We start from the raw sequence: 22,464 nt of genomic DNA, 5'->3' as shown, positions 1-22,464 counted from the left end.
AGGAGCGGCCACATCCGCAATGGCTGGATAGACGAATTTCGCGCAGCCCCCGTTGAAAAGGCTGGGCGCGCCGATGGAGATTTACCCATGAACCTGATCAAGCAGCTCGAACAAGAGCAATTCGACAAGCTGTCCGCCGGCAAGGACATCCCGGAATTCGGCCCCGGCGACACCGTGATCGTCAACGTGAAGGTCGTGGAAGGCGACCGCACCCGCGTGCAGGCCTATGAAGGCGTCTGCATCGGCCGTTCCGGCGGTGGCCTCAACGAGAGCTTCACCGTGCGCAAGATCTCCTATGGCGAGGGCGTGGAGCGTGTGTTCCCGGTGATGTCGCCGATGATCGACTCGATCAAGGTGGTGCGCCGCGGCAAGGTGCGCCGCGCCAAGCTCTATTACCTCCGCAACCTTCGCGGCAAGTCGGCCCGCATCGCCGAGAAGCAGGACCGCGCGGCTGCCGTCGGCGAGTAAGCTTCGCCACCAGGCAAGTTTCGAAAAGCGCGGGGCTCGGCTCCGCGCTTTTTTGTTTCCCCGCGCTGTCATTGCGGGGAGTCCTTGCGACGAAGCAATCCAGACTGTCTCCGCGGACGCATTTCTGGATTGCTTCGCTGCGCTCGCAATGACGACGCCGCTAAGCTCTCGCGCTTTAACTTCCGCGTGCTATATATCTCTAGAATGTTTCCAGATCTGACCAGCCTCGCCCCCGTCAAGCGCATCGTCATCGACGATCGCTCGCGGCTGCCTGGCCGGTTCTTCGGACGCTTCGCGACCTCGGCAACCTCAGAGCTTACGCGCGCAGCTTAAACGCTGCGCCGACGATTTTGTTGCCCGCGCGCCAAGTGCGCCTATCCGCTTACACAGCATTCCTTCGGAGCTGACGCTCATGTCCAAGCCGACCACATTGTACGACAAGATCTGGAACGACCATCTGGTGCACGAAGCCGAGGACGGCACCTGCCTGCTCTATATCGATCGCCACCTGGTGCACGAGGTGACCTCGCCGCAGGCGTTCGAAGGCCTGCGGGCCACGGGTCGCAAGGTGCACGCGCCCGAGAAGACGCTCGCCGTCGTCGACCACAACGTGCCGACCACCGACCGCACCAAGCCGAATCCGGACCCGGAAAGCATCGAGCAGATCAAGGCGCTGGCCGAGAACGCCAAGGAATTCGGCATCGAATATTACAACGAGTTCGATAAGCGCCAGGGCATCGTTCACGTCATCGGCCCCGAGCAGGGCTTTACGCTGCCCGGCACCACCATCGTCTGCGGCGACAGCCACACCTCGACGCACGGCGCGTTCGGCGCGCTCGCGCATGGCATCGGCACGAGCGAGGTCGAGCACGTGCTGGCGACGCAGACGCTGATCCAGAAAAAAGCGAAGAACATGCGCGTCACCGTCGATGGCAAATTGCCTGACGGCGTGACGGGCAAGGACATCATCCTGGCCATCATCGGCGAGATCGGCACCGCCGGCGGCACCGGCTACGTGCTGGAATATGCGGGCGAAGCGATCCGCGCGCTCAGCATGGAAGGCCGCATGACGGTCTGCAACATGTCGATTGAAGGCGGCGCCCGCGCCGGTCTCGTCGCACCCGACCAGAAGGCCTACGACTTCCTGCGCGACCGGCCGAAGGCGCCGAAGGGCGCGGCTTGGGACGCAGCGATGCGCTATTGGGAGACACTGCGTTCCGACGAAGGCGCGCATTTCGACCACGAGCTGCGGCTCGACGCCGCAAAGCTGCCGCCGATCGTGACCTGGGGCACTAGCCCGGAGGACGTCATCTCGGTGACCGGCATCGTGCCCGACCCCGACAAGATCGAGGACGAGGCCAAGCGCATCTCCAAGCATCGTGCGCTCAAGTATATGGGCCTGACGGCGGGAACGAAGATCACCGACATCAAGCTCGACCGCGTCTTCATCGGCTCCTGCACCAATGGCCGCATCGAGGATTTGCGCGCCGCCGCCAAGATCGCGGAAGGCAAGCAGGTCTCTGGCCACGTCAATGCGATGGTGGTGCCGGGCTCGGGCATCGTGAAGGAGCAGGCCGAAGCTGAAGGTCTCGACAATATCTTCATCAAGGCCGGCTTCGAGTGGCGCGAGCCGGGCTGCTCGATGTGCCTCGCCATGAACCCGGACAAGCTGAAGCCGGAAGAGCGCTGCGCCTCGACCTCGAACCGCAACTTCGAAGGCCGTCAGGGCTTCAAGGGCCGCACCCATCTGGTGTCGCCGGCGATGGCGGCAGCGGCGGCGATCGCGGGTCACTTCGTCGACGTCAGGGACTGGCGCTGAGCTGCTCCCTGCAATTATAGCGATCGCGGCAAGCTGCCCTTAATCGGCAGCGCCGACATTGCGTCCTCGCGGATTTCGCGAGGACGCAAGCCATGGCCGACAAGCCGGAATATGTCGATTTGATCAGCGAGGCCACGCGCCAGCACCGCCGGCGCGCAACGCCGCTGCGCATTGTTGCCAAGCCCGAGGTCCAGGAAACCTCGAAGCTCAGCCGCTGGCCGCCGGCGATGTTCAGGCAATGGAAGCTTGAGAATTTGCGGCGGTGGAAATCCGCGTCGTGGAAGCTGAAGGATTGGCTGTAGGCCACGCTGTCATTCCGGGGTGGCGCGGAAGCGCCAGACCGGAATCTCGAGATTCCGGGTTCGATGCTTCGCATCGCCCCGGAATGACGGTGCTAACTCACATCACCAATACCGGTACGGATAGTGCCAGCGGGGCCAGCGGCAGACGCGGCGCGGGCCGTAATAGGTCCAGATGATCCGGCAGCGGCGCGGATAGTGGTAGTAGGGATAATAGCCGCCGTAATAATAGCGCCGGTGGAAGTGACGGTAGCCGTAATAGGGGCGGTGATAGCCCCAGTGACGGTGATAGCCGCCATAGCCACCGTAGCGAACGCCGCCATAGCGATAGCCGCCGATATGGCTGTGAAAGGCCGGCGCGGCGCGGAAGCCGCCGATATGGCCGCCACGAAATCCACCGCCGCGGAAGCCGCCGATATGTCCTCCGCCGCCATGGAAGCCGCCACCGCGGAAACCTCCGCCGTGAAAGCCGCCACCATGTCCGCCGTGCCCGCCGCCGTGGCGAACCTGCATGACGAGATCGTCGGCTGCAGCCTTCGTCGCGGGCGACGTGGCCGGATTGATCAACGTGAGTGCTTCAGCGCGACGCGCGGTGCCGGCCGACAGCATCAGCGCCGTGGCGGCCGCGATCCCGAGCAAGCGCATCGGGCTTGCCTTGAGACCTGATGTCCTCAGCATGGAATCCTCCCTAAATCTGGACAGCGCAGTTGCGGCGCGACGTCTTGGCCGCGCCAAACGCTGTTCAATTGCGGTCGCTCCCTGGATTAGACTGAGGAGACCGATGTGAACGCCCCATGAATGAACGACGCTGGGCTTCGCGATGCGACGCAGTGCCGCGACGGAAGGAGTTTTGGAAATGACTGTCTACGCGATTGCGCAATTGAAGATGACAGACCGCGCGGCCTATGACCGTTATCAGGAGCGCTTCTTCGACGTGTTCAAGAAGTATGGCGGAAAGCTGCTCGCCGCGGACGAACATCCGCGCGTGCTCGATGGCGCATGGCTGCATGACAAGATTGTCATGATGTCATTCCCGGATGAGGCTGCGTTCCTCGCCTTCTCGAACGCACCCGACTACGAGGAAATCTCGCGCGACCGCAAAGCGGGTGCGCAGGCGACGATACTTCTGGTCAAGGGATTTGCGCCAGACCGCTAACGCGTCACCACCACGGCCCGTAGCCGAACACGAAGGGAGCAGGCACCGCGTAGGGATAGGGACGGTAGTGGACCGGCCGCGCGTAATAGCGTGGATCATGGTGCGCAGCCGGCCGCACCATGTCATGGGTTCGCGCGTGTCGTCGCACATCGAAAACGGCGATCCCGGCCGCGGCCTCCGGCACCCTTCGCGCAGTGGAAGCGCGCGGCAGACCGGCGGCAAGCCCGACGGCAACGGCTAATGCAATCCATCTCGCCATGACGACCCCCACGAGGCCACCGCGCCGTTCGTTGGCGCGGGCAGTGAACCTGGCATCAGCCCCGGCGCCAGTAACAGCTCACACGCGGCACGATCACCGTGCCGCTCGGGCGGTACTCCTGCACATAGGTGGCGTTGCACACGCGGACTGCGTCGGGGCCCGGATTGTAGCGCGGATAGACACCGTCCGGGCTGTAATAGGGCGTGACGCGCAGGCGTGCCGGGGCCCGCTTGCGCGGCGGGGGAACGTCGTCCGGCGAGGCGGCCTGGGCGAGACGGATCTCGGGGGCGGTCTGCGCCTCGGCGCCAACGCAAAACTGCGAAAACAACCCCATGCACAGTAGCGTCAGCGCTGTTTTCGCTCGCATTTTTCCGCCCACCTGAAACGTCCCATTCGAGGTCCCACGCTCCCCGTTTTGGCGGCGCTCGTCAACCTCGCCGGGCTTATAAAGCCAGATGCATCGCCGCGGAACCCGCGGTAAGAGAACCCCATGTGGACGGAATTGAAAGCGCCCTCACTGGCCGAGATGGAAGCGACGGCGCACGACATCTTCGAGCGCCTGCCGGCGGAGTTTCGCAAGCTCTGCGAGGGCGTCATCATCCGCGTCGACGACTTCCCGACCGATGAGGTGCTGGACGAGATGCAATGCGAGAGCGAGTTCGACCTGCTCGGCCTGTTCCAGGGCATCGGCCTGCCGCAGCAGAGTTTCGGCGACGTGGCGCGGCTGCCCAACATGGTCTGGCTCTACCGTCGGCCGATCCTGGACTATTGGGCCGAGCACGACGAGACCCTCGGCCACATCGTCCGCCACGTCCTGATCCACGAGATCGGCCACCATTTCGGTCTGTCGGACGACGATATGGCCGCGATTGAGGCGAAGGCGGATTGAGGGCCGCACAAAGCCGGTGCGCTCCCTCTCCTGCTTGCGGGGGAGGGCTGGGAGAGGGTGTCTCCACAGCGGGAAAGTCCCCTAGAGGAGAGAGCCCCCACCCGCCGCGCTACGCGCGTCGACCTCCCCCGCAAGCGGGAGAGGTGCAATCCCGATGCCGCACCAGTCCAGCCTCAAACCCGCCAGCAGACGAGATCTGCCGAATTCGGCCTAGGATTTCCAGCCCGATCGCGATAAACACCTGTCCCCTAGACCCATCCGGGAAGCGCAACCATGGACAAGTTCACCACGCTGGAAGGCGTCGCGGCGCCGCTGAAGATCATCAATGTCGACACCGACATGATCATTCCGAAGCAGTACCTCAAGACCATCAAGCGCACCGGCCTTGGCAAGGGGCTCTTCTCCGAGCAGCGCTACAAGGACGACGGCAGCGAGAATCCCGATTTCGTGCTGAACCAGCCGGCCTATCGCAACGCCAAGGTGCTGGTGGCCGGCGACAATTTCGGCTGCGGGTCGAGCCGCGAGCACGCGCCCTGGGCGCTGCTCGACTTCGGCATCCGCTGCGTGATCTCGACCTCGTTCGGCGACATCTTCTACAACAACTGCTTCAAGAACGGCATTCTGCCGATCCGCGTCTCGCAGGAAGACCTCGACAAGCTGTTCGACGACGCTGAGCGCGGCGCCAACGCGACGCTGACGATCGACCTGCCCAACCAGGAAATCCGCGGTCCCGACGGCGGCAAGGTCAAATTCGAGATCGATCCGTTCCGCAAGCACTGCCTGATCAACGGCCTCGACGACATCGGCCTGACGATGGAAAAGAAGGACTCGATCGACAGCTATGAGGAGAAGCTCAAGCGCGAACGCGCCTGGGCCTGAGATCGCTTTTCTGGTTCGAGCCCCGGTGCTGACCGCGCCGGGGCTTTTTCTTTGCTCTGACTATCCTTATAGCTCGCGCATGCTGCCCGACATCGTCACCTTCTGGCATGGTCCGATGGACGCCCTGCGCCAGACCTGTCTGCGCTCGCAGCTGGCTGCCGGCCACAAGATCACGGTCTATAGCTTCGACACCATTCCGGGCCTGCCTGCAGGCATCGCGAATGCGGATGCCGAAGCGATCCTGCCGCACGCCTTCTCCGAACGATTGCGGCCGCCGCAGCCGGACGGCAGCTGGCGCGACTGGACCACGCTGCAGTTCAGCGACTTCTTCCGCATGAAGCTGATGGCGAAGGGCCTCGGCCTCTGGCTCGATGCCGACGTGCTGCTGCTGAAGCCCGTCGAGATCGATCCGGCAAAACCCTATTTCGCCTGGGAGCGGCCGCGCCAACTCGGCAATTCCGTGATCTACCTGCCGGCCGGGCACGGCATCGTCGCGGCGTTCGAGGAGCTGATGGAGCAGGAGGAGCTGACGCCGAACTGGCTGTCCGTGCGCCACCGCGTCACCTTCGCGATGCGCCGCCTCCGCGGCGGCTCGAACCGTCTCTCGGACATTCGCGTGGCGATCTACGGACCGGCGGCACTGACCGCGCTCGCGCGTCGCACCGGCGAGCTCGCTTACGCGCTGCCCAAGCAATCGTTCTACGCCGTGCATGCCGAGCCAAAACTGTTCTTCGATCCATCGAGCTATCTCGGCCTCGTCACCAATCCCGAGATCATCGGCCTGCACATCTCGCCCAAGGGCCGTGGCGGCGAAAAGCCGATTCCGGGCAGCCTGTATGCCTGGGCGGCGGAGCGGTTCGGATAGCGGCCGCGTAGAAAGTGCGCTCCAAAGGCGGCTCTCCCGCAAGCAAGTCCGCGTTGGGCACTGAGATTGCTCTTCGTTTGAAGATCATTTAGCAGCCACGAAATAGAAGTCCTGTCGGCCGGAGATCGAGCCGTAACTGAAGGGTTTTTGCCGACGACCGGTCGCTTCCATGACATCGTCGCGAACGAAATCGAAGAGCCTGCGGACTTCGAGGCCCGGCGTTGGAACATTCTTGACGAAGGCAGCCGCGAACGGACTATTGATCCCGTCACCGTCGAGTGCGGTCTCGCCATCCTTGGCGGCGTAGACCACCAGCGTTCCCGCCTCTGGCTCGATCGGGGCCAAACCTCGCGATACCGAACGCGACGCCACCGTCATCGTCCGCTTCATCTGGTTTGCGAATGGGTTGTCGCGGCAGGCATCGAGAATGACGAGGCGCAGCTTTTTGGCGCGCTCCGCCGCATTGAGAACCTGATCAACCGGAACGGCTTCAAATCCGATTTCGCGATCCGCGGCAATCTTGGCATCCGTCGGAATGAGATAGTTGACGCCGCCGACTTCCATGCCGTGCCCGGCATAATACACGACGGCCCAATCCGCCGTTTCCGCACGTGCTGCGAATTCGCGCAGGGCATTCACCAGCGCATCCTTGCGGAGATTGGTCAGCAGAGTAACTGCTTCGAACCCAGTGAGCTTCAGCACGTCGGCGACGAGGCTTGCATCCCGCACGGGGTTCGCTAGCGCGGCGACGTTTTCATAAGCCGAATTGCCGATCACGAGAGCGATGCGGCGATCGCCGTTCGCAGCCCCGGACGCCACGACAGCCGGCGCGACACTGGGTTTCTCGACCAATATCGTTGCTGGCCGCGGCGAAGGCAGGACAGCAAGCCGCTCGCGGGCCTTGTCCTGGGCCCATCTTGTGGCGCCATGGGCCAATCCGAGCGTGGCATTGAAGTCGGCCCTTGCTTTGGCGAAATCTCCGCGCTTCTCGTAGGCCAATCCGCGATTGACATACGCGTTCGCGTATGTGGGATCCACGCGTATCGCTCCTGTGTAATCTGCAATGGCGCGGTCCGCGTCCCCCTTGCTGCCGTATGCATTCCCGCGGTTGAAATAGGCGTTTGCATTGGTGGGCTGCAGGCGAACCGCTTCGCTATAGTCAGCAATTGCGCGGTCGGTGTTGCCTTTGTTGCTGTAGGCATTGCCTCGATTGTAGTACGCGTTCGCATAGGCCGGATCGAGCCGGATTGTCGCCGTGTAGTCCGCGATCGCACGCTCCGTGTCGCCTTTGATGCTATAAGCGTTGCCGCGATTGTAGTACGCGTGCGCATGCGTCGGATCGAGACGGAGCGTTGCCGTGTAGTCCGCTATGGCACGATCATTGTTGCCATTAGCGCTGTAAGCGTTGCCCCGGTTGTAGTAGGCGTTCGCATCCTTGGGATCTCGCCGGATCGCCTCCGAGGCGGCTGCAATGGCAGCGCTCGTGTCGCCCTTGACGCGATCGACAGCCGCTGCCGGGCCAGCGAGGGCAAGAATGACAAAGCAGTAAAATAATTTGCGGAGCATAAGAACCCCACTCGCCATATCGAAAGGATGGAAGCCATATTTAAACGGCGCAAATTTAATGGGGCAACCAGCCGGACTGTGTGACCTAAATCACAGGAATATCGGCTTCGCGGCGGCTGTCGCCAGTTGGTGCTGAGGATAGATGCCCGTGCACTCGAGCGCTTGCTGAGGAGCATCATGCCCGGTTGCGAACATGCCGGCGCACCGGCGAGAGGTCCAGAGATATCGTGCTTGGATAGGATATGGGCGAGCAGCTCAGGCTTGTGATCCAGGCACGCCGCCGGGAATCGACCAACGTTCCGTCGAGATCGAGGAGGACGCAGCGGGCTGCGCCCATGGCTCAGCCCTTCCCCATCGCCGCGATTGCGTCTGCGATCTCGATCGTTCGCCGCGCCATGTCCGCGTGCAGGCGCTCCACCATCGCGCCGTCGAGCCGGATCGCGCCGCGCGAGACGTTCTCCGGCAATTCGAACGCCGCGATGATTTTTCGCGCCCGCGCGACTTCCTCTTCGGGCGGGGTGAAGATCGCGTTGCAGGCATCGATCTGCGAGGGATGGATCAGCGTCTTGCCGTCGAAGCCGAGATCGCGACCTTGCGCGCATTCGGTGGCAAAGCCGTCGGCATTGGCGATGTCGCTATAGGGGCCGTCGAGGATTTCGAGGCCGTGGGCGCGCGTCGCCAGGATACAATGGGTGATCATCGGGATCATCGCGGCACGGCCCGGCAGCATCCTGATGCGGGTCTCGCGCGAAATGTCGTTCGGGCCGAACACGAAGCCTGCGAGGCGGCTCGACGGATCGCGGCCGGCGGCGGCCAGTTCCTCGGCATGGAGCACGGCGCGCGCGGTCTCGATCATGGCCCAGACCTTCACGGTCGACGCAGCGCCAAGCTCGGCCAGCTTCCGGCCGATCGTATCGAGATCTTCGATGCTTGAAACTTTTGGAACCAGGATGCCGTCCGGGGACGCCTTAGCAGCCATCGCGACGTCACCGGCCCACCAGGGCGTGTCGAGGCCGTTGGTCCGGATCAGGACCTCGCGTTTGCCAAAACCCTTGGCGGCGATCGCGGCGGCGATGCCGTCGCGCGCCACCGCCTTGGCCTCGGGGGCGACGGAATCCTCGAGGTCGAGGATGAGGCCGTCGGCGGGAAGATTGCGCGCCTTTTCCAGCGCGCGGGGGTTGGAGCCGGGCATGAACAGATGGCTGCGGCGCGGGCGGGTCATGCGAGCGTTCCTTCCTCGTCAGTCCTCTGACCGAAGCCGATAGCATCTGGCCTGCCTATTCGAAAGGCTTGTTCGCCCCTGCGGTCTATGATTAGGCATAGGCATGACGACATTCCCGAAGCATTTGCTGGAAGGCTACAAGGCCTTCGCCACCCAGCGGCTGCCGACCGAGCAGAACCGCTATCACGAACTCTCTGTCAAAGGACAGTCGCCCGAGACGATGGTGATCGGCTGCTGCGACTCGCGGGTCTCCCCCGAGGTGATCTTCGATGCCGGGCCGGGCGAACTCTTCGTCGTCCGCAACATCGCCAACCTGGTGCCGACCTATCAGCCTGACGAGAACGCACACGGCGTCTCGGCGGCGCTGGAATTTGCGGTGACGGTGCTGAAGGTGAAGCACATCGTGGTGCTCGGCCACGCCCAATGCGGCGGCATCCGTGCCTTCATCGACAAGAGCGAGCCGCTGACGCCGGGCGACTTCATCGGCAAATGGATGCAGATGTTCATCAAGCCGGGCGAGGTGGTCGAGCAGCGCGAGCACGAGACCATGGCGCAGTTCGTCGAGCGCATCGAGAAGGCCGCGGTGTTCCGCAGCCTGGAAAACCTGATGACCTTCCCGTTCGTGCGCAAGGCGGTGGAGAGCGGCCAGATGCAGACCCACGGCGCCTATTTCGGCGTGGCCGAGGGCACGCTGTTCGTGCTGGACAAGGCCGCGAAGGAATTCAGGAGCGCGCAAAGCGTGGCGTAGGCTACCACTCTTGTACGGTGGGCAAAGCGGAGCGTGCCCACCACTTCTGTCGCAATCTGGAGAGATGGTGGGCACGGCGCTTCGCGCCTTTGCCCCACCCTACGGCAGCTCGACTTTACGCCGCCTTCTTCTTCGCACTGATCAGCTTGCGGTTGATCAGGACTTCCGCGATCTGGATCGCGTTCAGCGCGGCGCCCTTGCGCAAATTGTCGGACACGCACCACAGCACGAGGCCGTTCTCCACCGTCGCGTCCTCGCGGATGCGGCTGATATAGGTGGCGTCCTCGCCGGCCGCTTCGTAAGGGGTGGCGTAGCCGCCGGGCTCCTGCTTGTCGATGACGAGGCAGCCCGGCGCCTTGCGCAGGATCTCGCGGGCTTCGTCCGCACTGATCGGGTTCTCGAACTCGATGTTGACGGCCTCGGAGTGACCGACGAAGACCGGCACGCGCACGCAGGTGGCGGAGAGCTTGATCTTGGGATCAAGAATCTTCTTGGTCTCCGCCATCATCTTCCACTCTTCCTTGGTGTAACCGTCCTCCATGAAGACGTCGATGTGGGGGATGACGTTGAATGCGATGCGCTTGGGGAATTTCTTCGCGACCAGCTCGTCATTGGTGTAGACGGCCTTGGTCTGCGAGAACAATTCGTCCATCGCGTCCTTGCCGGCACCCGACACGGATTGATAGGTCGAGACCACGACGCGCTTGATGGTCGCCTTGTCGTGCAGCGGCTTGAGCGCGACGACGAGCTGCGCGGTCGAGCAATTCGGGTTGGCGATGATGTTCTTCTTCTTGAAGCCTTCGGTCGCAGCCGCATTCACTTCCGGCACGATCAGCGGCACGTCCGGATCCATGCGCCACGCCGAGGAATTGTCGATCACGACCGCGCCGGCCGCGCCGATCTGCGGCGACCATTCCTTCGACACCGAGCCGCCCGCCGACATCAGGCAGATGTCGACGTCGGAGAAGTCGTAATGCTCAAGCGCTTTGATCTTCAGGGTGCGATCGCCATAGGAGACCTCGACGCCGACGCTGCGGCGTGACGCCAGGGCCACGACCTCGTCGGCGGGGAATTTGCGCTCATCCAGGATGTTGAGCATTTCCCGTCCGACATTGCCGGTCGCGCCGACGACTGCGACTTTGTAACCCATCGTTCACTCTCCGATGAAAAAGCCCGTTCCTGAAGCTGACGCTTAAACAGGAAGAGCAGCGCTTCTATGCGAGAACCGGCCTCAAGACAACGTTGGACCATGCCTGAAGGCCGTGGATGCAGTCGCCAGAGGCCAGCACGGCCGTTAGCCCCACCCAGATCCACCTGGCGCTTGCAGCCTTCGCCGATGAGGTCGTCGGCACGCTGGCGCGCCTGATCGCCTATGTGGGGGCGCTCGCCCTGTTTGCCATCCTCGCCCTCGCGGCCCTCGGCCAGCTGCCCGACTTGCGCGACGATGAGCCGGCGGACAAGCCAGCCTGGAGCGTGGCCGACCGCTCGCACCCGGCCTTCGCCATCAGCCGGATCGATTCATCAGAGAAAACAGCCTCTTACACCATCCTTCGGCATCCCGAAGGCGGCCGCAGGGACGTGCTGCGCTGGACAAACGAGGCCGGCCAGCCCGTGGCCGAGCTCGACATCTACCGGGAAGGCGGCGAGTTCGACGTGGCTCGTCCGGCGATTGCGGATCTGGCCGTGGAAATGGGATTGAGCACGACGAGCACGCTGGAGCAGGCCGGCCTGATCGACACGAAATTCGGTCCGGTCGCCCTGTTCCGGCCGGTCGGCGCGGCGGAGGGGACGCGGGCTTGCCTCGGCTATCTCAAGCGCAGCGAGGAGCCGGCGCTGCAGATCTCCGGCTTCTCCTGCCAGGGCAACACCCTGCCCGCCCGGCGCGCGGCGATTGCCTGCACGCTGAACCGGTTGACGCTGCTGACCTCGGGCAACGAGCCAAGGCTGGCCGAATTGTTCGCCCGCGCCGAGTTGAAGCGCCGCACCTGCGATTCCCCGGGATCACCGGACTGGCTGCTGGGCGCCGCCAACGCGCAATTGCGCGGGGCGCTTTAGGTTGTTGTTTGAGCGTGATCAAACCGCTGCACACTTTTCCGGATCACGCTCAAGACCGCATCAAGCTCAAGTGGCTGGTATTGATGCAACTTTTGCCGGCACGCGCGATTATTCCGAGCTGGTGTGACCCAATTGACCTAGTTGCGTCTGCCCCGGCCGGGCTAGTATGGGGTGAAATCGACTGGCGGCCTGCCGCCTGAAGGGGACGTGATGAGCTTGAATTTCTCTGCGGCGAACAAATTGGCGACCTTGCTTGCGGCGGGCGTCGTCATTGCCATGTCCTCTGCGATCGGTTTGGCTTCGCCGGCTTCGGCCGACACCAAGACCAAGCGCTATGACGAGCGCGGCCGACACTATTACGGACCGAGCGGCCCCAACGCGGTCTACCAGCAGGGCCGCACCCGCATCTATGTGAGCAAGCGCTCCTGGCTCGACGGCGGCACCGAGGTCAATCCCGGCGACCGCAAGTTCAGCGACTACGCCTTCCCGCCGGCGGTGGGCTATCCGTCCTTCGCCCGCGAGAACCTCAACCGTCCGATCGACCGCCAGCCGCTCTCGCCGCCGCAGGATGTCGGCGGTTACCCGCAGAATTTCCCGCTGTACTGAAGCGGACCGTCGACCGAATCAAAATGGCCGGGCTCACGCCCGGCCATTTTGTTTGGGCCGTCATTCCGGGGCGGCTCGAAGAGCCGAACCCGGAATCTCGAGATTCCGGCTCTGGTCCTTCGGACCATCCCGGAATGACGGCATCTACCCATGCAGCTTCTGCAATTCCTTCAAAATCGCTTCGCCCATCTGCGTGGTCGAGGCGGCTCTGGTGCCTTCCGACTTGATGTCGGCGGTGCGCAGGCCGCTGGCCAGCACGGCGGCGATCGCGGCATCGACCTTGTCGGCGAGATCGCCCATGTCGAAGGAGTAGCGCAGCGCCATGCCGAAGGACGAGATCATCGCGATGGGATTGGCGAGGCCCTTGCCGGCGATATCGGGGGCGGAGCCGTGCACCGGCTCGTACAGCGCCTTGCGCTTCTTGCTCTTGACGTCGACCTCGCCGAGCGAGGCCGAGGGCAGCATGCCGAGCGATCCGGTCAGCATCGCCGCGATGTCGGACAGCATGTCGCCAAACAGATTATCGGTGACGATGACGTCGAACTGCTTCGGCCACTTCACCAGCATCATGCCGCCGGAATCGGCGAGCTGATGCTCGAGCGTGACGTCAGGGTATTCGCGCTTGTGAACTTGCGTGACGACCTCGTTCCAGAGCACGCCCGACTTCATGACGTTGCGCTTCTCCATCGACGTCACCTTGTTCTTGCGCTTCTTGGCAAGCTCGAAAGCGACGCGGGCGATGCGCTCGATCTCATAGGTGTCGTAGACCTGGGTATCGACGGCGCGCTTCTGACCGTTGCCGAGATCGGTGATGGTCTTGGGCTCGCCGAAATAGACCCCGCCCGTGAGCTCGCGCACGATGACGATGTCGAGGCCCTCGACCGCTTCGCGCTTCAGGCTGGATGCATCGGCCAGCGCCGGGTAGCACATGGCGGGACGGAGGTTCGCGAACAGAGCGAGATCCTTGCGCAGGCGAAGCAGGCCGGCCTCCGGGCGCACCTCATAGGGCACGGCATCCCATTTCGGGCCGCCGACCGCGCCGAAGATCACGGCGTCGGCGTCCTTGGCCTTGGCCATGTCGCCTTCCGAGATCGACACCTTGTGCGCGTCATAGGCTGCGCCGCCAACAAGGCCCGTATCGGTCTCGAACTTGGCGATGCCGGCCGAATTGAGCCAATCGATCAACCGCTTCACCTCGCCCATCACCTCGGGGCCGATACCGTCGCCGGGGAGCAGCAGCAGTTTATGGGTCGCCATGGTCGTATCCTCAGTTTTTCCTCGTCATTGCCGGGCTTGACCCGGCAATCCAGCCTTCTTGAAAAGATGGATGCCCGGGTCAAGCCCGGGCATGACGAAGGGGATGAATTTCGGCCGGAGTGCTAGAGCGGCGTTGCGCGCTTGGCAAGACACCATTGCCGGGGAGCCGGCTGTGCAAAACGGATGGAGCCTGCCACACTCGCGCGGCCGGAGTACTCCTTGCACGCCCCTGACCGCCTGCCGCCCTACGCGCATCCCGCGCGGCTGATCCTGACCTTGTCGCTGGCGGCGACGGTCGGGCTTGGGATCGGCCGCTTTGCCTATGCACTGGTGCTGCCGGATATGCGGGAGACCCTCGACTGGTCCTACTCGGCGGCCGGGTTCATGAACACCATCAACGCCGTCGGCTACCTCGTTGGCGCGCTGGTGGCGTCCCGGCTGATCCAGCGGGTCGGCTGGTCGGCGGCGATCCGCCTGGGAACCCTGGCCTGCGTCGCCGGGCTCGCCACCTGCGCGCTATCCGGCAATTTCGTTGCGCTGAGCCTCGCGCGCCTCGTGCTGGGCTTGGGCGCGGCGGCCGGCTTCGTCGCCGGCGGCGCGCTGGCTGCGACCATCGCCCAGTCGCGCCCGGAGCGCGCCAATTTCCTGCTGAGCCTGTTCTACGCCGGCCCGGGCATCGGCATTCTCGCCTCGGGGCTGATCGCCCCGTTCACGTTGCAATATTTCGGGCCAGGCTCGTGGTGGATCGTCTGGTGGGCGCTGACGCTGCTGTCCGTCGCAATGACGATTCCGCTGTTCCTGATCCGCATCGAAAGCGGTGCGCGCTTCTCGGAAGGCAGCCACGCGTCGTTTGCGATTCTGCCCGTGCTGATCTATCTCGCCGGCTACTTCCTGTTCGGCGCCGGCTACATCGCCTACATGACCTTCATGATCGCCTATGTGCGCGACGGCGGCGGCGGGGCCGCGGCACAGGCCGCATTCTGGAGCCTGATCGGGCTGAGCGCCTTCGTCACGCCATGGGTTTGGCGCGGCGTGCTGGCGCTCGATCGCGGCGGGCTTGCCACCGCCATCATTCTCGGCACCAACGCGTTAGGAGCCGCCTTGCCGATGCTGGGACATTCGCCGGCGTGGCTTGCGGTCTCCGCGGTGGTGTTCGGCGTCGCGTTCTTCGCCGTGGTCGGCTCGACCACCGCCTTCGTGCGCTTCAACTATCCGCCCGAGATGTGGCCGACCGCGATCGCGGCGATGACGATCTCGTTCGGCGTCGGCCAGACGCTGGGGCCGATCGTGGTCGGCGCGATCACCGATGCGCTGGGGAGCTTGAGTTACGCGTTGAACGTATCGGCGGCGCTGCTGGCGCTGGGGGCGTTGGCGGCGCTGTGCCAGCGCAAGGTGGCGTCGGCATAATCGTCGTTTCCGGGGCGCGCGCAGCGCGAACCGGGAATCCAGAGGTTTGTGGCGCGAGATTCCGGGTTCTCGCTTCGCGAGCCCCGGAATGACAGCCTCAATCAGCTCCCACTAAACGAATTATACCCCTGGTCTTCCCAATAGCCGCCCTTGTAGTCGTTGGTGACTTCCATGGACACCACGTATTTCGGATTCTTGAAGCCAAGTTTTGTCGGCACGCGGATCTTCATTGGGAAACCGTAGGCGCGCGGCAGAATCTCGTTCGCGTATTTGAATGTCATCTGGGTCTGCGGATGCAGCGCGCTGCGCATGTCGAGCGGCGAGTTGTAGCCGTCCTTGTCGGCGCACTGGAACCAGACATATTTCGCACGCGTGTCGGCGCCGATCAGTTTGAGGAAATCGCGCAGCGGCGTGCCGGTCCAGCTTCCGATCGCGCTCCAGCCCTCGACGCAGATGTGGCGGGTGATTTGCGTGACCTGCGGCAGCTTGTAGAGCTCATCCAGCGTCCAGGACTTCGTGTTGTCGACGAGGCCGCGCACCTCGAGCTTCCAGTCTTTGCCGTCGACGTCGGGCGCGTCGTCGAGATCGTAATAGGCGTTGAACGGGAACGGCTTGGTGATCGCGCTCTCGGGAAACGTCGGCGCCAGCGCATCGGGATTGAAGATGAAGGCCTGCACCGCGTCGTTGAACTTGGAGACCTGCTTCAGCATCTCCTCGGCCGAGGAGGAATCGACGACGTCGCAGCCGGTGAGCAGCGTCAGCGCCCCTAAGCTGGCGCCGCCCGCGATGAAGCGGCGGCGGGTGACATCAGGCATCGTCTTGATGGAGTCCTTGATCAGCAATCGCTTGTCGACGCCGGGGATCAGGAATGAGCGCTTGGCCATGATCTCCTCCCTCTCAACGACCAATGATCATCGCGCGTAGGCTCTTCGGCACCAGCAGCGCGAGAGCAACGTGAACGATCAGGAACGCACAGATCGCGGCCATGCAGAAGAAGTGCACATAGCGCGCGGTTGGATAATCGCCGAACAGCATCACCAAATAATAGAGCTGCACCGGCTTCCAGATCGCGAGGCCCGAGAGCACGATCAGCACGCCGACCACGATGATGCCGGCATAGAGCAGGCGCTGCACGTAATTGTAGACGGTGAGATCGTCATGGCCGAGCTTGAAGGTCAGCGCCGCCCTGACGTCGTGCAGCACGCCGGACGCCGTGATCGGCAGCAGCTTCTTGCGGAAGCGGCCGGTGGCGAACCCGGTGATGAGATAAGCGAGGCCGTTGATCATCAACAGCCACATCGCCGCAAAATGCCAGAGCAGGCCGCCGCCAAGCCAGCCGCCGAGTGTGTACTCGCGCGGAAAGCTGAAGCCGAACAGCGGCGAGGCGTTGTAGATCTGCCAGCCCGACAGGATCATCAGGATCATGGCAAGCGCATTGATCCAGTGCATGATCCGCACCCAGGCCGGCTGGATCACTTTGGCCGGAGTGGCCCTGACCTGCTCGTCGCTGACTGTGAGGCTCGCCATGATGGTTCCGTCCTGAAGGTCGTGACAGCAATTATACGCCGAAGCGTCCGCTTTCGTTACGCCCTTCCGGCATCGAATCGATACCGGCAGGCTATCACGGTCACAATAAAGCGAGCCGGGTACCCCCGGCTCGCCGCCTCAAGGCCTCCTGTTCGGGGGATGAAACAGGACCGCGCAGTATTACGTCGCCGGCATCAGCACGGTGTCAACCACATGGATGACGCCATTCGACTGGTTGACGTTGGAGATCGTCACCATCGAGGTGCCGCCCTTGGCGTCGACGATCCAGACCTTGCCGTCCATTTTCTTTACCGTCAGCTCCTCGCCTTCTGCGGTCTTCAGCTTCTTGCCGTCGGTGAGGGCAGAGGCATCGAGCTTGCCGGGCACGACATGGTAGGTCAGGATCTTGGTCAGCGCCGCCTTGTTCTCGGGCTTGACCAGATTGTCGACGGTGCCGGCCGGCAGCTTGCCGAAGGCGGCGTTGGTCGGCGCGAACACCGTGAACGGGCCCTTGCCTTCGAGCGTCGGCACCAGGCCGGCCGCCTTCACCGCCGCCACGAGCGTGGTGTGGTCCTTGGAGTTGACCGCGTTCTGGACGATGTTCTTGGACGGGAACATCGCGGCGCCGCCGACCATGACGGTCTTTTCCTCGGCGCTGACAGGCGCGACGACGGTCGCGGTGATGGCGAGGGCACTGAAGGCGGCGGCAGCGAGACAGGCAATGCGCTTCGACATGGAGAATCTCCCGATTGAATTGAGACCGGCGACGGCCGGCGTTGAGCTGGCAACAACGGCGGCTGCGACAGTGTGGGGTGATGCAGCAGTGCCGTCGTTGGACCGAATTACGGGAGGGCTTGGGCTGCGGTTTCGGGTCAAAACTCTTTGTGATGCGTGAAACTATGGGGAAGGAATTACGTGTGGGGGCGCGCGAGAGGGTGCGAAGCGGACGGTCCTGTAGGGTGAGCAAAGCGCGCCATGCGCTTCCTCAAATGCGGAGAGATGGTGGGCAGAGCGCTTCGCGCCCTTGCCTACCCTACGGCAGTGTGCCTCCATCCGCGCTCCAGGCTGACATTCAATCCCTGCTCTGCGGCGTCTGGATGAAGCCGCGATTATGCGTGGGGCTGATCAACACTTCGTTGATGCAGACTCTGGCCGGCATGCTTGCGATGAAGGCGATGGTGCGGCCGAGATCTTCGGATTGCAGCATCCTGGCCTGCTCCTCCTCGCTCGGCACCACCGGGCGCAGTTTCAGGATCGGCGTCGCCACCTCGCCCGGCATCAGGCAGCAGGCGCGCAGGCCGTTGACGCATTCGTCCATGTTGAAGGAATGGGTCAGCGCCAGCACCGCATGCTTGGTCGTGGTATAGGCCGGGCCCGGCATCTTCGAGACATGACGGCCGGCCCAGGACGAGACGTTGATGATCGCGCCGTCCTGCTGCTTGCGCATCGTCGGCAGCACCGCGCGCATGCAATAGAGCACGCCGTTAAGATTGACCTGGACCAGTCTGTCCCAGCCTTCCAGTTCCATGTCTTTCCAGCTGCGCTTCGGGACATTGATGCCGGCATTGTTCACCAGCAGATCGATCCGGCCATGTCTGGCGACGATCTGATCGGCCGCCTTCTGGGCTTCCGTGGCGTTGGACACGTCCAACATAATGGCCTCGGCCGTCCCGCCCGCTCCCGTGATCTTCGCGACCACGGCATCCAGGGCTGGCTGGCGCCGGCCCGAGACCACCACCGTCCAGCCATCGGCCGCGAGCGCCTCGGCGCCGGCCTCCCCGATGCCGCTGCCGCCGCCGGTGACCCAGGCCACGCGTTTCCCGTTTCTTGTCATGCCAACTGTCTCCGTTGCTTCTGCGGGGCGGTTTTTGCTAATCCAGCCCTCGGTTTTGACCGGCCTTTACCGGCGAGGAATGTTGCATGAACCAAGCTGCCAACGCCAACCTGTTTTCCCGCCTGTTCGACGGCCTTTCCGATCCCAAACGCCTCGCGATCGAGACGCATGACGGCGCCCATATCAGCTATGGCGATCTGATCGCGCGCGCGGGGCAGATGGCGAATGTGCTGGTCGCACGCGGCGTGAAGCCCGGCGATCGCGTCGCGGTGCAGGTGGAGAAATCGGTCGCCAATATCGTGCTGTATCTTGCCACCGTGCGGGCCGGCGCGGTCTATCTGCCGCTGAACACTGCCTATACGCTGAACGAGCTCGACTACTTCATCGGCGATGCCGAACCGTCGCTGGTGGTCTGCGATCCCTCCAAGGCCGAGGGCCTCGCCCCGATCGCTGCCAAGGTGAAAGCCGTGGTCGAGACGCTCGGCCCTGACGGCAGGGGCTCGCTGACGGATGCCGCCGCCAAGGCGAGCAGCGAGTTTACGACGGTGCCGCGCGAAAACGGCGACCTCGCCGCGATCCTCTATACGTCCGGCACCACGGGCCGCTCCAAGGGCGCGATGCTCACCCACGACAATCTGGCGTCGAATTCGCTCAGCCTCGTCGATTACTGGCGCTTCACGGACAAGGACGCCTTGATCCACGCGCTGCCGATCTACCACACCCACGGCCTGTTCGTTGCGACCAACGTGACGCTGTTCGCGCGCGCGTCGATGATCTTTCTGCCGAAGCTCGATCCGGATCTGATCATCAAGCTGATGGCGCGCGCCACGGTGCTCATGGGCGTTCCGACCTTCTACACACGGCTTCTGCAGAACCCCGCGCTGTCGCACGAAACGACCAAGCACATGCGGCTGTTCATCTCGGGCTCCGCGCCACTGCTGGCCGAGACCCATCGCGAATGGTCGGCCCGCACCGGCCACGCCGTGCTCGAGCGCTACGGCATGACCGAAACCAACATGAACACGTCGAACCCCTATGACGGCGAGCGCGTGCCCGGCGCGGTCGGCTTCCCGCTGCCCGGCGTCTCGTTGCGCGTGACCGATCCCGAGACAGGGAAAGAGCTGCCGCGCGACGAAGTCGGCATGATCGAGGTGAAGGGCCCGAACGTCTTCAAGGGCTATTGGCGTATGCCGGAGAAGACCAAGGCGGAATTCCGGCCCGACGGCTTCTTCATCACCGGCGATCTCGGTAAGATCGACGCCAAGGGCTACGTCCACATCCTCGGCCGCGGCAAGGACCTCGTCATCTCGGGCGGCTTCAACGTCTATCCGAAGGAAATCGAGAGCGAGATCGACGCCATGCCCGGCGTGGTCGAATCCGCCGTGATCGGCGTGCCGCACGCCGACTTCGGCGAGGGCGTCACCGCGGTGCTGGTGCGCCAGCCCGGCGCGAGCATCGATGAGGCGACCGTGCTGAAGGGCCTGGAAGGGCGGCTCGCCAAATTCAAGATGCCCAAGCGCGTTTTCGTCGTCGACGAGCTGCCGCGCAACACCATGGGCAAGGTGCAAAAGAACATTTTGCGCGAGACGTATAAGGATATCTACGCGAAGAAATAGGGCTCAATCGCTCCGGGATTGGGGGGAACGCATGAACCGAGAGCAGGCCGTCCGGATCAACGATCATCTGCTTGATGCTTGCGAAGCCCTCGACCGGGCTCGAATGGCGATTGCAGCACTTGGCAAGACCGAGCGGATGGAGCTCGGAGACTGGCTTAACGCTCGTCGGCGCTCTGGAGGACAAGCTGCTCCTGCCGATTTACGAGCAGCATCCGGATCTGGAGCCGCCATTGGCCGATTTAGAGGAGCCGACGGTCACCAGTGAGCTCACATGGAATGACGTCCAGCTTCTGCCGCCAGTGACCGAGCAGCGTTTCGACGAGATCATTTTTTCGGTCATGGAGCGGACTTGGCGGAAGACCGCCATGATGGTGTGGCTTGTGGTGAATCGCTGCAGGGAACTTGGATTGTCGATCGACGACGAAACGGTTGCTGCGCGATTGAAGGCGCTTTCCGACTCCGATCGCATCGACGGTATCGGCGATCTCCGAATGTGGCGCCACAGCGAAGTACGATTGAAGGACGAGACCGCCGATTAGGCCAGATCGGGGCTCAGTCCGGTCACTTGGTGTAGCGTACGCTCTCAACCCCGCCCTTGCGAGGAGCTCTTGCGACGAAGCAATCCAGACTGCTGTTGTTGAAAGATTCTGGATTGCTTCGCTTCGCTCGCAATGCGGGAGTGTGTAGCTACTGTCCGCCCAACAGGCTCAGCACAAACCGGCTGCCCACGATGAACAGATAGCAGCCGAACGCGACCTCCAGCGTCCGCTTCGACATTGCATGCGCGGCTTTCACGCCGAGCGGCGCGGTGACGAGGCTCATCGGCATCACCAGCGCGGCGCCGATCAGCGAGACGTAGCCGAGCGCGAACGGAACTTGCAGCGCTACGATGGCCGGATAGGTCGCCGCGGCCGGCCAGCCAGCATAGACGTAGCCGAGCGCGCCGGGGATCGAGATCAGCACGGCGAGCGCCGATGAGGTCGCGACCGCCTGATGGATCGGACGCCCGTAGAACGTCATCAGCAGGTTGGAGAACAGGCCGCCGCCGATGCCCATCAGCGTCGAGAGGATGCCGACGCAGAAGCCGTAGACCCGCATCAACCCGCCCTTCGGCAGATCGCCGCCGAGCTTCCAGCTCTCGCGCGCGAAGACGAGCCTCGCCGCAGCGGCGTAGGCGACGCAGACGAACACGATCTTGAACAGCCGCTCCGGCGCGTAGCGCGCAACCACGCTGCCGGCGACAACGCCAATGACGATCGGCAGCCACCAGAGGCGCAGGATCGCCATGTCGACCGCGCCGCGCCGGTAATGCGCCTGGAACGAGCGAAGCGAGGTCGGGATGATGATCGCGAGCGAGGTGCCGATGCAGAGCGGCATCCGCACTTCCAGCGGCACGCCAACGATGCGGAAGCATTCGTAGAGCACCGGCACGAGGATCGCGCCGCCGCCGATGCCGAACACGCCGGCCAGGAATCCCGAGAGTGCGCCGGTTGCAATCAGCAACAGCGCGAGCTCGATGATCTCCTTGATATCAAGGCCTGCAATCACCCCTGACCTACTCCGGCATCGCCCCGAAACGTCCGCTCGGATTCGGCTGCAGGCCCAGCTGTAGAAGATCTGATTTGCCCGGTCGACACGCCGCGCCTGCCGCCTTGGGTGGGATGCAGGACGCGCATATCCGCCATCGCGCGGAAAATCGGTGCGCACGGCAGAAATTGGACATGGCCGTTCGCCCGAGGCGCTTCGCGCGTCATGAACTGACTGGCGCGAGCGACATTCGCACCACCATCATGGCTTGGAGGCGTTCCAATAGTGATTTCAATGGACCTCCCCGAAGCTCACAAAGGATGAACATATATTCGATCTTTCGTTGGTAGGCCTTGGCTCTGGTATACCAAGCCTCTGATTGGCCTTGTTTCATCAACGCTCTAGAGCTGAACTCGCGTTCGATTTATGCCCATTTGGTGATTGCGCAGGCGAAATCGACTCCGT

Annotated in this window: 25 protein-coding genes; 13 read left to right on the top strand and 12 right to left on the bottom strand. The window is 63.5% G+C overall.

The window, feature by feature from the left end:
- Nucleotides 1-87: 87 nt before the first annotated feature.
- From rplS to IVA78_RS01770, 3 genes are all read left to right on the top strand, one after another.
- Nucleotides 88-468: a 50S ribosomal protein L19 gene (gene rplS / locus IVA78_RS01780; protein WP_247463927.1), complete on the top strand. Its 381-nt coding sequence runs from the start codon at nt 88-90 to the stop codon at nt 466-468.
- A gap of 412 nt (nt 469-880) precedes the next feature.
- Nucleotides 881-2,287, top strand: a complete 1,407-nt coding sequence (leuC, locus tag IVA78_RS01775; protein WP_247463925.1) for a 3-isopropylmalate dehydratase large subunit — start codon at nt 881-883, stop codon at nt 2,285-2,287.
- Nucleotides 2,288-2,379: 92 nt separating this feature from the next.
- Nucleotides 2,380-2,589 (top strand): hypothetical protein, encoded by a 210-nt coding sequence (locus IVA78_RS01770; RefSeq protein WP_247463922.1) that lies wholly within the window; start codon nt 2,380-2,382, stop codon nt 2,587-2,589.
- A 102-nt stretch (nt 2,590-2,691) separates the two neighbouring features.
- Here the strand turns inward: IVA78_RS01770 and IVA78_RS01765 are convergent, their stop codons facing one another.
- On the bottom strand, nt 2,692-3,264 hold the full coding sequence (locus tag IVA78_RS01765) for a hypothetical protein (RefSeq protein WP_247463919.1): 573 nt from the start codon (nt 3,262-3,264) through the stop codon (nt 2,692-2,694).
- Between the two features lie 178 nt (nt 3,265-3,442).
- On the opposite strand from IVA78_RS01765, the gene IVA78_RS01760 reads away from it, so the two are divergent.
- Nucleotides 3,443-3,742 (top strand): DUF1330 domain-containing protein, encoded by a 300-nt coding sequence (locus IVA78_RS01760; protein WP_247463902.1) that lies wholly within the window; start codon nt 3,443-3,445, stop codon nt 3,740-3,742.
- Between the two features lie 4 nt (nt 3,743-3,746).
- On the opposite strand, the gene IVA78_RS01755 is transcribed toward IVA78_RS01760, so the two are convergent.
- A complete protein-coding gene (locus IVA78_RS01755) occupies nt 3,747-4,001 on the bottom strand; it encodes a hypothetical protein (protein ID WP_247463899.1) in 255 nt (84 codons plus the stop codon).
- 55 nt (nt 4,002-4,056) lie between these two features.
- Nucleotides 4,057-4,335 (bottom strand): hypothetical protein, encoded by a 279-nt coding sequence (locus IVA78_RS01750; protein ID WP_247280362.1) that lies wholly within the window; start codon nt 4,333-4,335, stop codon nt 4,057-4,059.
- 156 nt (nt 4,336-4,491) lie between these two features.
- Between IVA78_RS01750 and IVA78_RS01745 the strand changes: the two genes are divergently transcribed.
- The 3 genes from IVA78_RS01745 (at nt 4,492) to IVA78_RS01735 (ending at nt 6,634) form a co-directional block, all read left to right on the top strand.
- Complete coding sequence (locus IVA78_RS01745) at nt 4,492-4,890, top strand: metallopeptidase family protein (protein ID WP_247280345.1); 399 nt, start codon at nt 4,492-4,494, stop codon at nt 4,888-4,890.
- Between the two features lie 273 nt (nt 4,891-5,163).
- A complete protein-coding gene (gene leuD, locus IVA78_RS01740) occupies nt 5,164-5,769 on the top strand; it encodes a 3-isopropylmalate dehydratase small subunit (RefSeq protein ID WP_247463897.1) in 606 nt (201 codons plus the stop codon).
- A gap of 79 nt (nt 5,770-5,848) precedes the next feature.
- On the top strand, nt 5,849-6,634 hold the full coding sequence (locus IVA78_RS01735) for a capsular polysaccharide synthesis protein (protein ID WP_247463894.1): 786 nt from the start codon (nt 5,849-5,851) through the stop codon (nt 6,632-6,634).
- An 84-nt stretch (nt 6,635-6,718) separates the two neighbouring features.
- Here the strand turns inward: IVA78_RS01735 and IVA78_RS01730 are convergent, their stop codons facing one another.
- Both IVA78_RS01730 and IVA78_RS01725 read right to left on the bottom strand, forming a co-directional pair.
- Entirely contained in the window at nt 6,719-8,200 is a 1,482-nt protein-coding gene (locus IVA78_RS01730; RefSeq protein ID WP_247463891.1) for a tetratricopeptide repeat protein, read from the bottom strand.
- A 340-nt stretch (nt 8,201-8,540) separates the two neighbouring features.
- Entirely contained in the window at nt 8,541-9,422 is an 882-nt protein-coding gene (locus IVA78_RS01725; RefSeq protein WP_247280349.1) for a CoA ester lyase, read from the bottom strand.
- Nucleotides 9,423-9,525: 103 nt separating this feature from the next.
- Here IVA78_RS01725 and IVA78_RS01720 point away from each other — a divergent pair, with 103 nt between their 5' ends.
- A complete protein-coding gene (locus tag IVA78_RS01720) occupies nt 9,526-10,170 on the top strand; it encodes a carbonic anhydrase (protein ID WP_247463888.1) in 645 nt (214 codons plus the stop codon).
- A 115-nt stretch (nt 10,171-10,285) separates the two neighbouring features.
- On the opposite strand, the gene IVA78_RS01715 is transcribed toward IVA78_RS01720, so the two are convergent.
- Entirely contained in the window at nt 10,286-11,320 is a 1,035-nt protein-coding gene (locus tag IVA78_RS01715) for an aspartate-semialdehyde dehydrogenase (protein ID WP_247280351.1), read from the bottom strand.
- Between the two features lie 116 nt (nt 11,321-11,436).
- On the opposite strand from IVA78_RS01715, the gene IVA78_RS01710 reads away from it, so the two are divergent.
- Both IVA78_RS01710 and IVA78_RS01705 read left to right on the top strand, forming a co-directional pair.
- Nucleotides 11,437-12,225: a hypothetical protein gene (locus IVA78_RS01710; RefSeq protein ID WP_247463886.1), complete on the top strand. Its 789-nt coding sequence runs from the start codon at nt 11,437-11,439 to the stop codon at nt 12,223-12,225.
- 210 nt (nt 12,226-12,435) lie between these two features.
- Nucleotides 12,436-12,831, top strand: coding sequence for a hypothetical protein (locus IVA78_RS01705; RefSeq protein WP_247280352.1), 396 nt, complete (start codon nt 12,436-12,438; stop codon nt 12,829-12,831).
- 144 nt (nt 12,832-12,975) lie between these two features.
- Here IVA78_RS01705 and leuB read toward each other — a convergent pair whose 3' ends face one another.
- Nucleotides 12,976-14,088, bottom strand: coding sequence for a 3-isopropylmalate dehydrogenase (gene leuB, locus IVA78_RS01700; protein ID WP_247280353.1), 1,113 nt, complete (start codon nt 14,086-14,088; stop codon nt 12,976-12,978).
- A 219-nt stretch (nt 14,089-14,307) separates the two neighbouring features.
- On the opposite strand from leuB, the gene IVA78_RS01695 reads away from it, so the two are divergent.
- Nucleotides 14,308-15,495: a YbfB/YjiJ family MFS transporter gene (locus IVA78_RS01695; RefSeq protein WP_247280354.1), complete on the top strand. Its 1,188-nt coding sequence runs from the start codon at nt 14,308-14,310 to the stop codon at nt 15,493-15,495.
- Between the two features lie 101 nt (nt 15,496-15,596).
- On the opposite strand, the gene IVA78_RS01690 is transcribed toward IVA78_RS01695, so the two are convergent.
- The 4 genes from IVA78_RS01690 to IVA78_RS01675 all read right to left on the bottom strand — a co-directional run bounded on the left by IVA78_RS01690 (nt 15,597) and on the right by IVA78_RS01675 (nt 18,856).
- On the bottom strand, nt 15,597-16,379 hold the full coding sequence (locus IVA78_RS01690; RefSeq protein ID WP_247280355.1) for a molybdopterin-binding protein: 783 nt from the start codon (nt 16,377-16,379) through the stop codon (nt 15,597-15,599).
- Nucleotides 16,380-16,392: 13 nt separating this feature from the next.
- Nucleotides 16,393-17,022 (bottom strand): cytochrome b/b6 domain-containing protein, encoded by a 630-nt coding sequence (locus IVA78_RS01685; protein WP_247280356.1) that lies wholly within the window; start codon nt 17,020-17,022, stop codon nt 16,393-16,395.
- 180 nt (nt 17,023-17,202) lie between these two features.
- Nucleotides 17,203-17,757 (bottom strand): fasciclin domain-containing protein, encoded by a 555-nt coding sequence (locus tag IVA78_RS01680; protein WP_247463883.1) that lies wholly within the window; start codon nt 17,755-17,757, stop codon nt 17,203-17,205.
- 337 nt (nt 17,758-18,094) lie between these two features.
- On the bottom strand, nt 18,095-18,856 hold the full coding sequence (locus IVA78_RS01675; protein WP_247463880.1) for an SDR family NAD(P)-dependent oxidoreductase: 762 nt from the start codon (nt 18,854-18,856) through the stop codon (nt 18,095-18,097).
- Nucleotides 18,857-18,942: 86 nt separating this feature from the next.
- Between IVA78_RS01675 and IVA78_RS01670 the strand changes: the two genes are divergently transcribed.
- On the top strand, nt 18,943-20,472 hold the full coding sequence (locus IVA78_RS01670; RefSeq protein ID WP_247463877.1) for a malonyl-CoA synthase: 1,530 nt from the start codon (nt 18,943-18,945) through the stop codon (nt 20,470-20,472).
- 74 nt (nt 20,473-20,546) lie between these two features.
- Nucleotides 20,547-21,011 (top strand): DUF3658 domain-containing protein, encoded by a 465-nt coding sequence (locus IVA78_RS01665; protein WP_247463949.1) that lies wholly within the window; start codon nt 20,547-20,549, stop codon nt 21,009-21,011.
- A 148-nt stretch (nt 21,012-21,159) separates the two neighbouring features.
- On the opposite strand, the gene IVA78_RS01660 is transcribed toward IVA78_RS01665, so the two are convergent.
- Nucleotides 21,160-22,020 carry a sulfite exporter TauE/SafE family protein gene (locus tag IVA78_RS01660; protein WP_247463872.1) on the bottom strand — a complete coding sequence of 287 codons (861 nt, stop codon included), beginning with the start codon at nt 22,018-22,020 and terminating at the stop codon, nt 21,160-21,162.
- Between the last annotated feature and the right edge of the window lie 444 nt (nt 22,021-22,464).

The organism is Bradyrhizobium sp. 137 (assembly GCF_023074095.1).
In the GTDB taxonomy this organism is placed as follows: Bacteria; Pseudomonadota; Alphaproteobacteria; order Rhizobiales; family Xanthobacteraceae; genus Bradyrhizobium.
The sequence above is the reverse complement of the archived record's forward strand: the minus strand, read 5'-3'. Positions and strand labels throughout refer to the sequence as shown.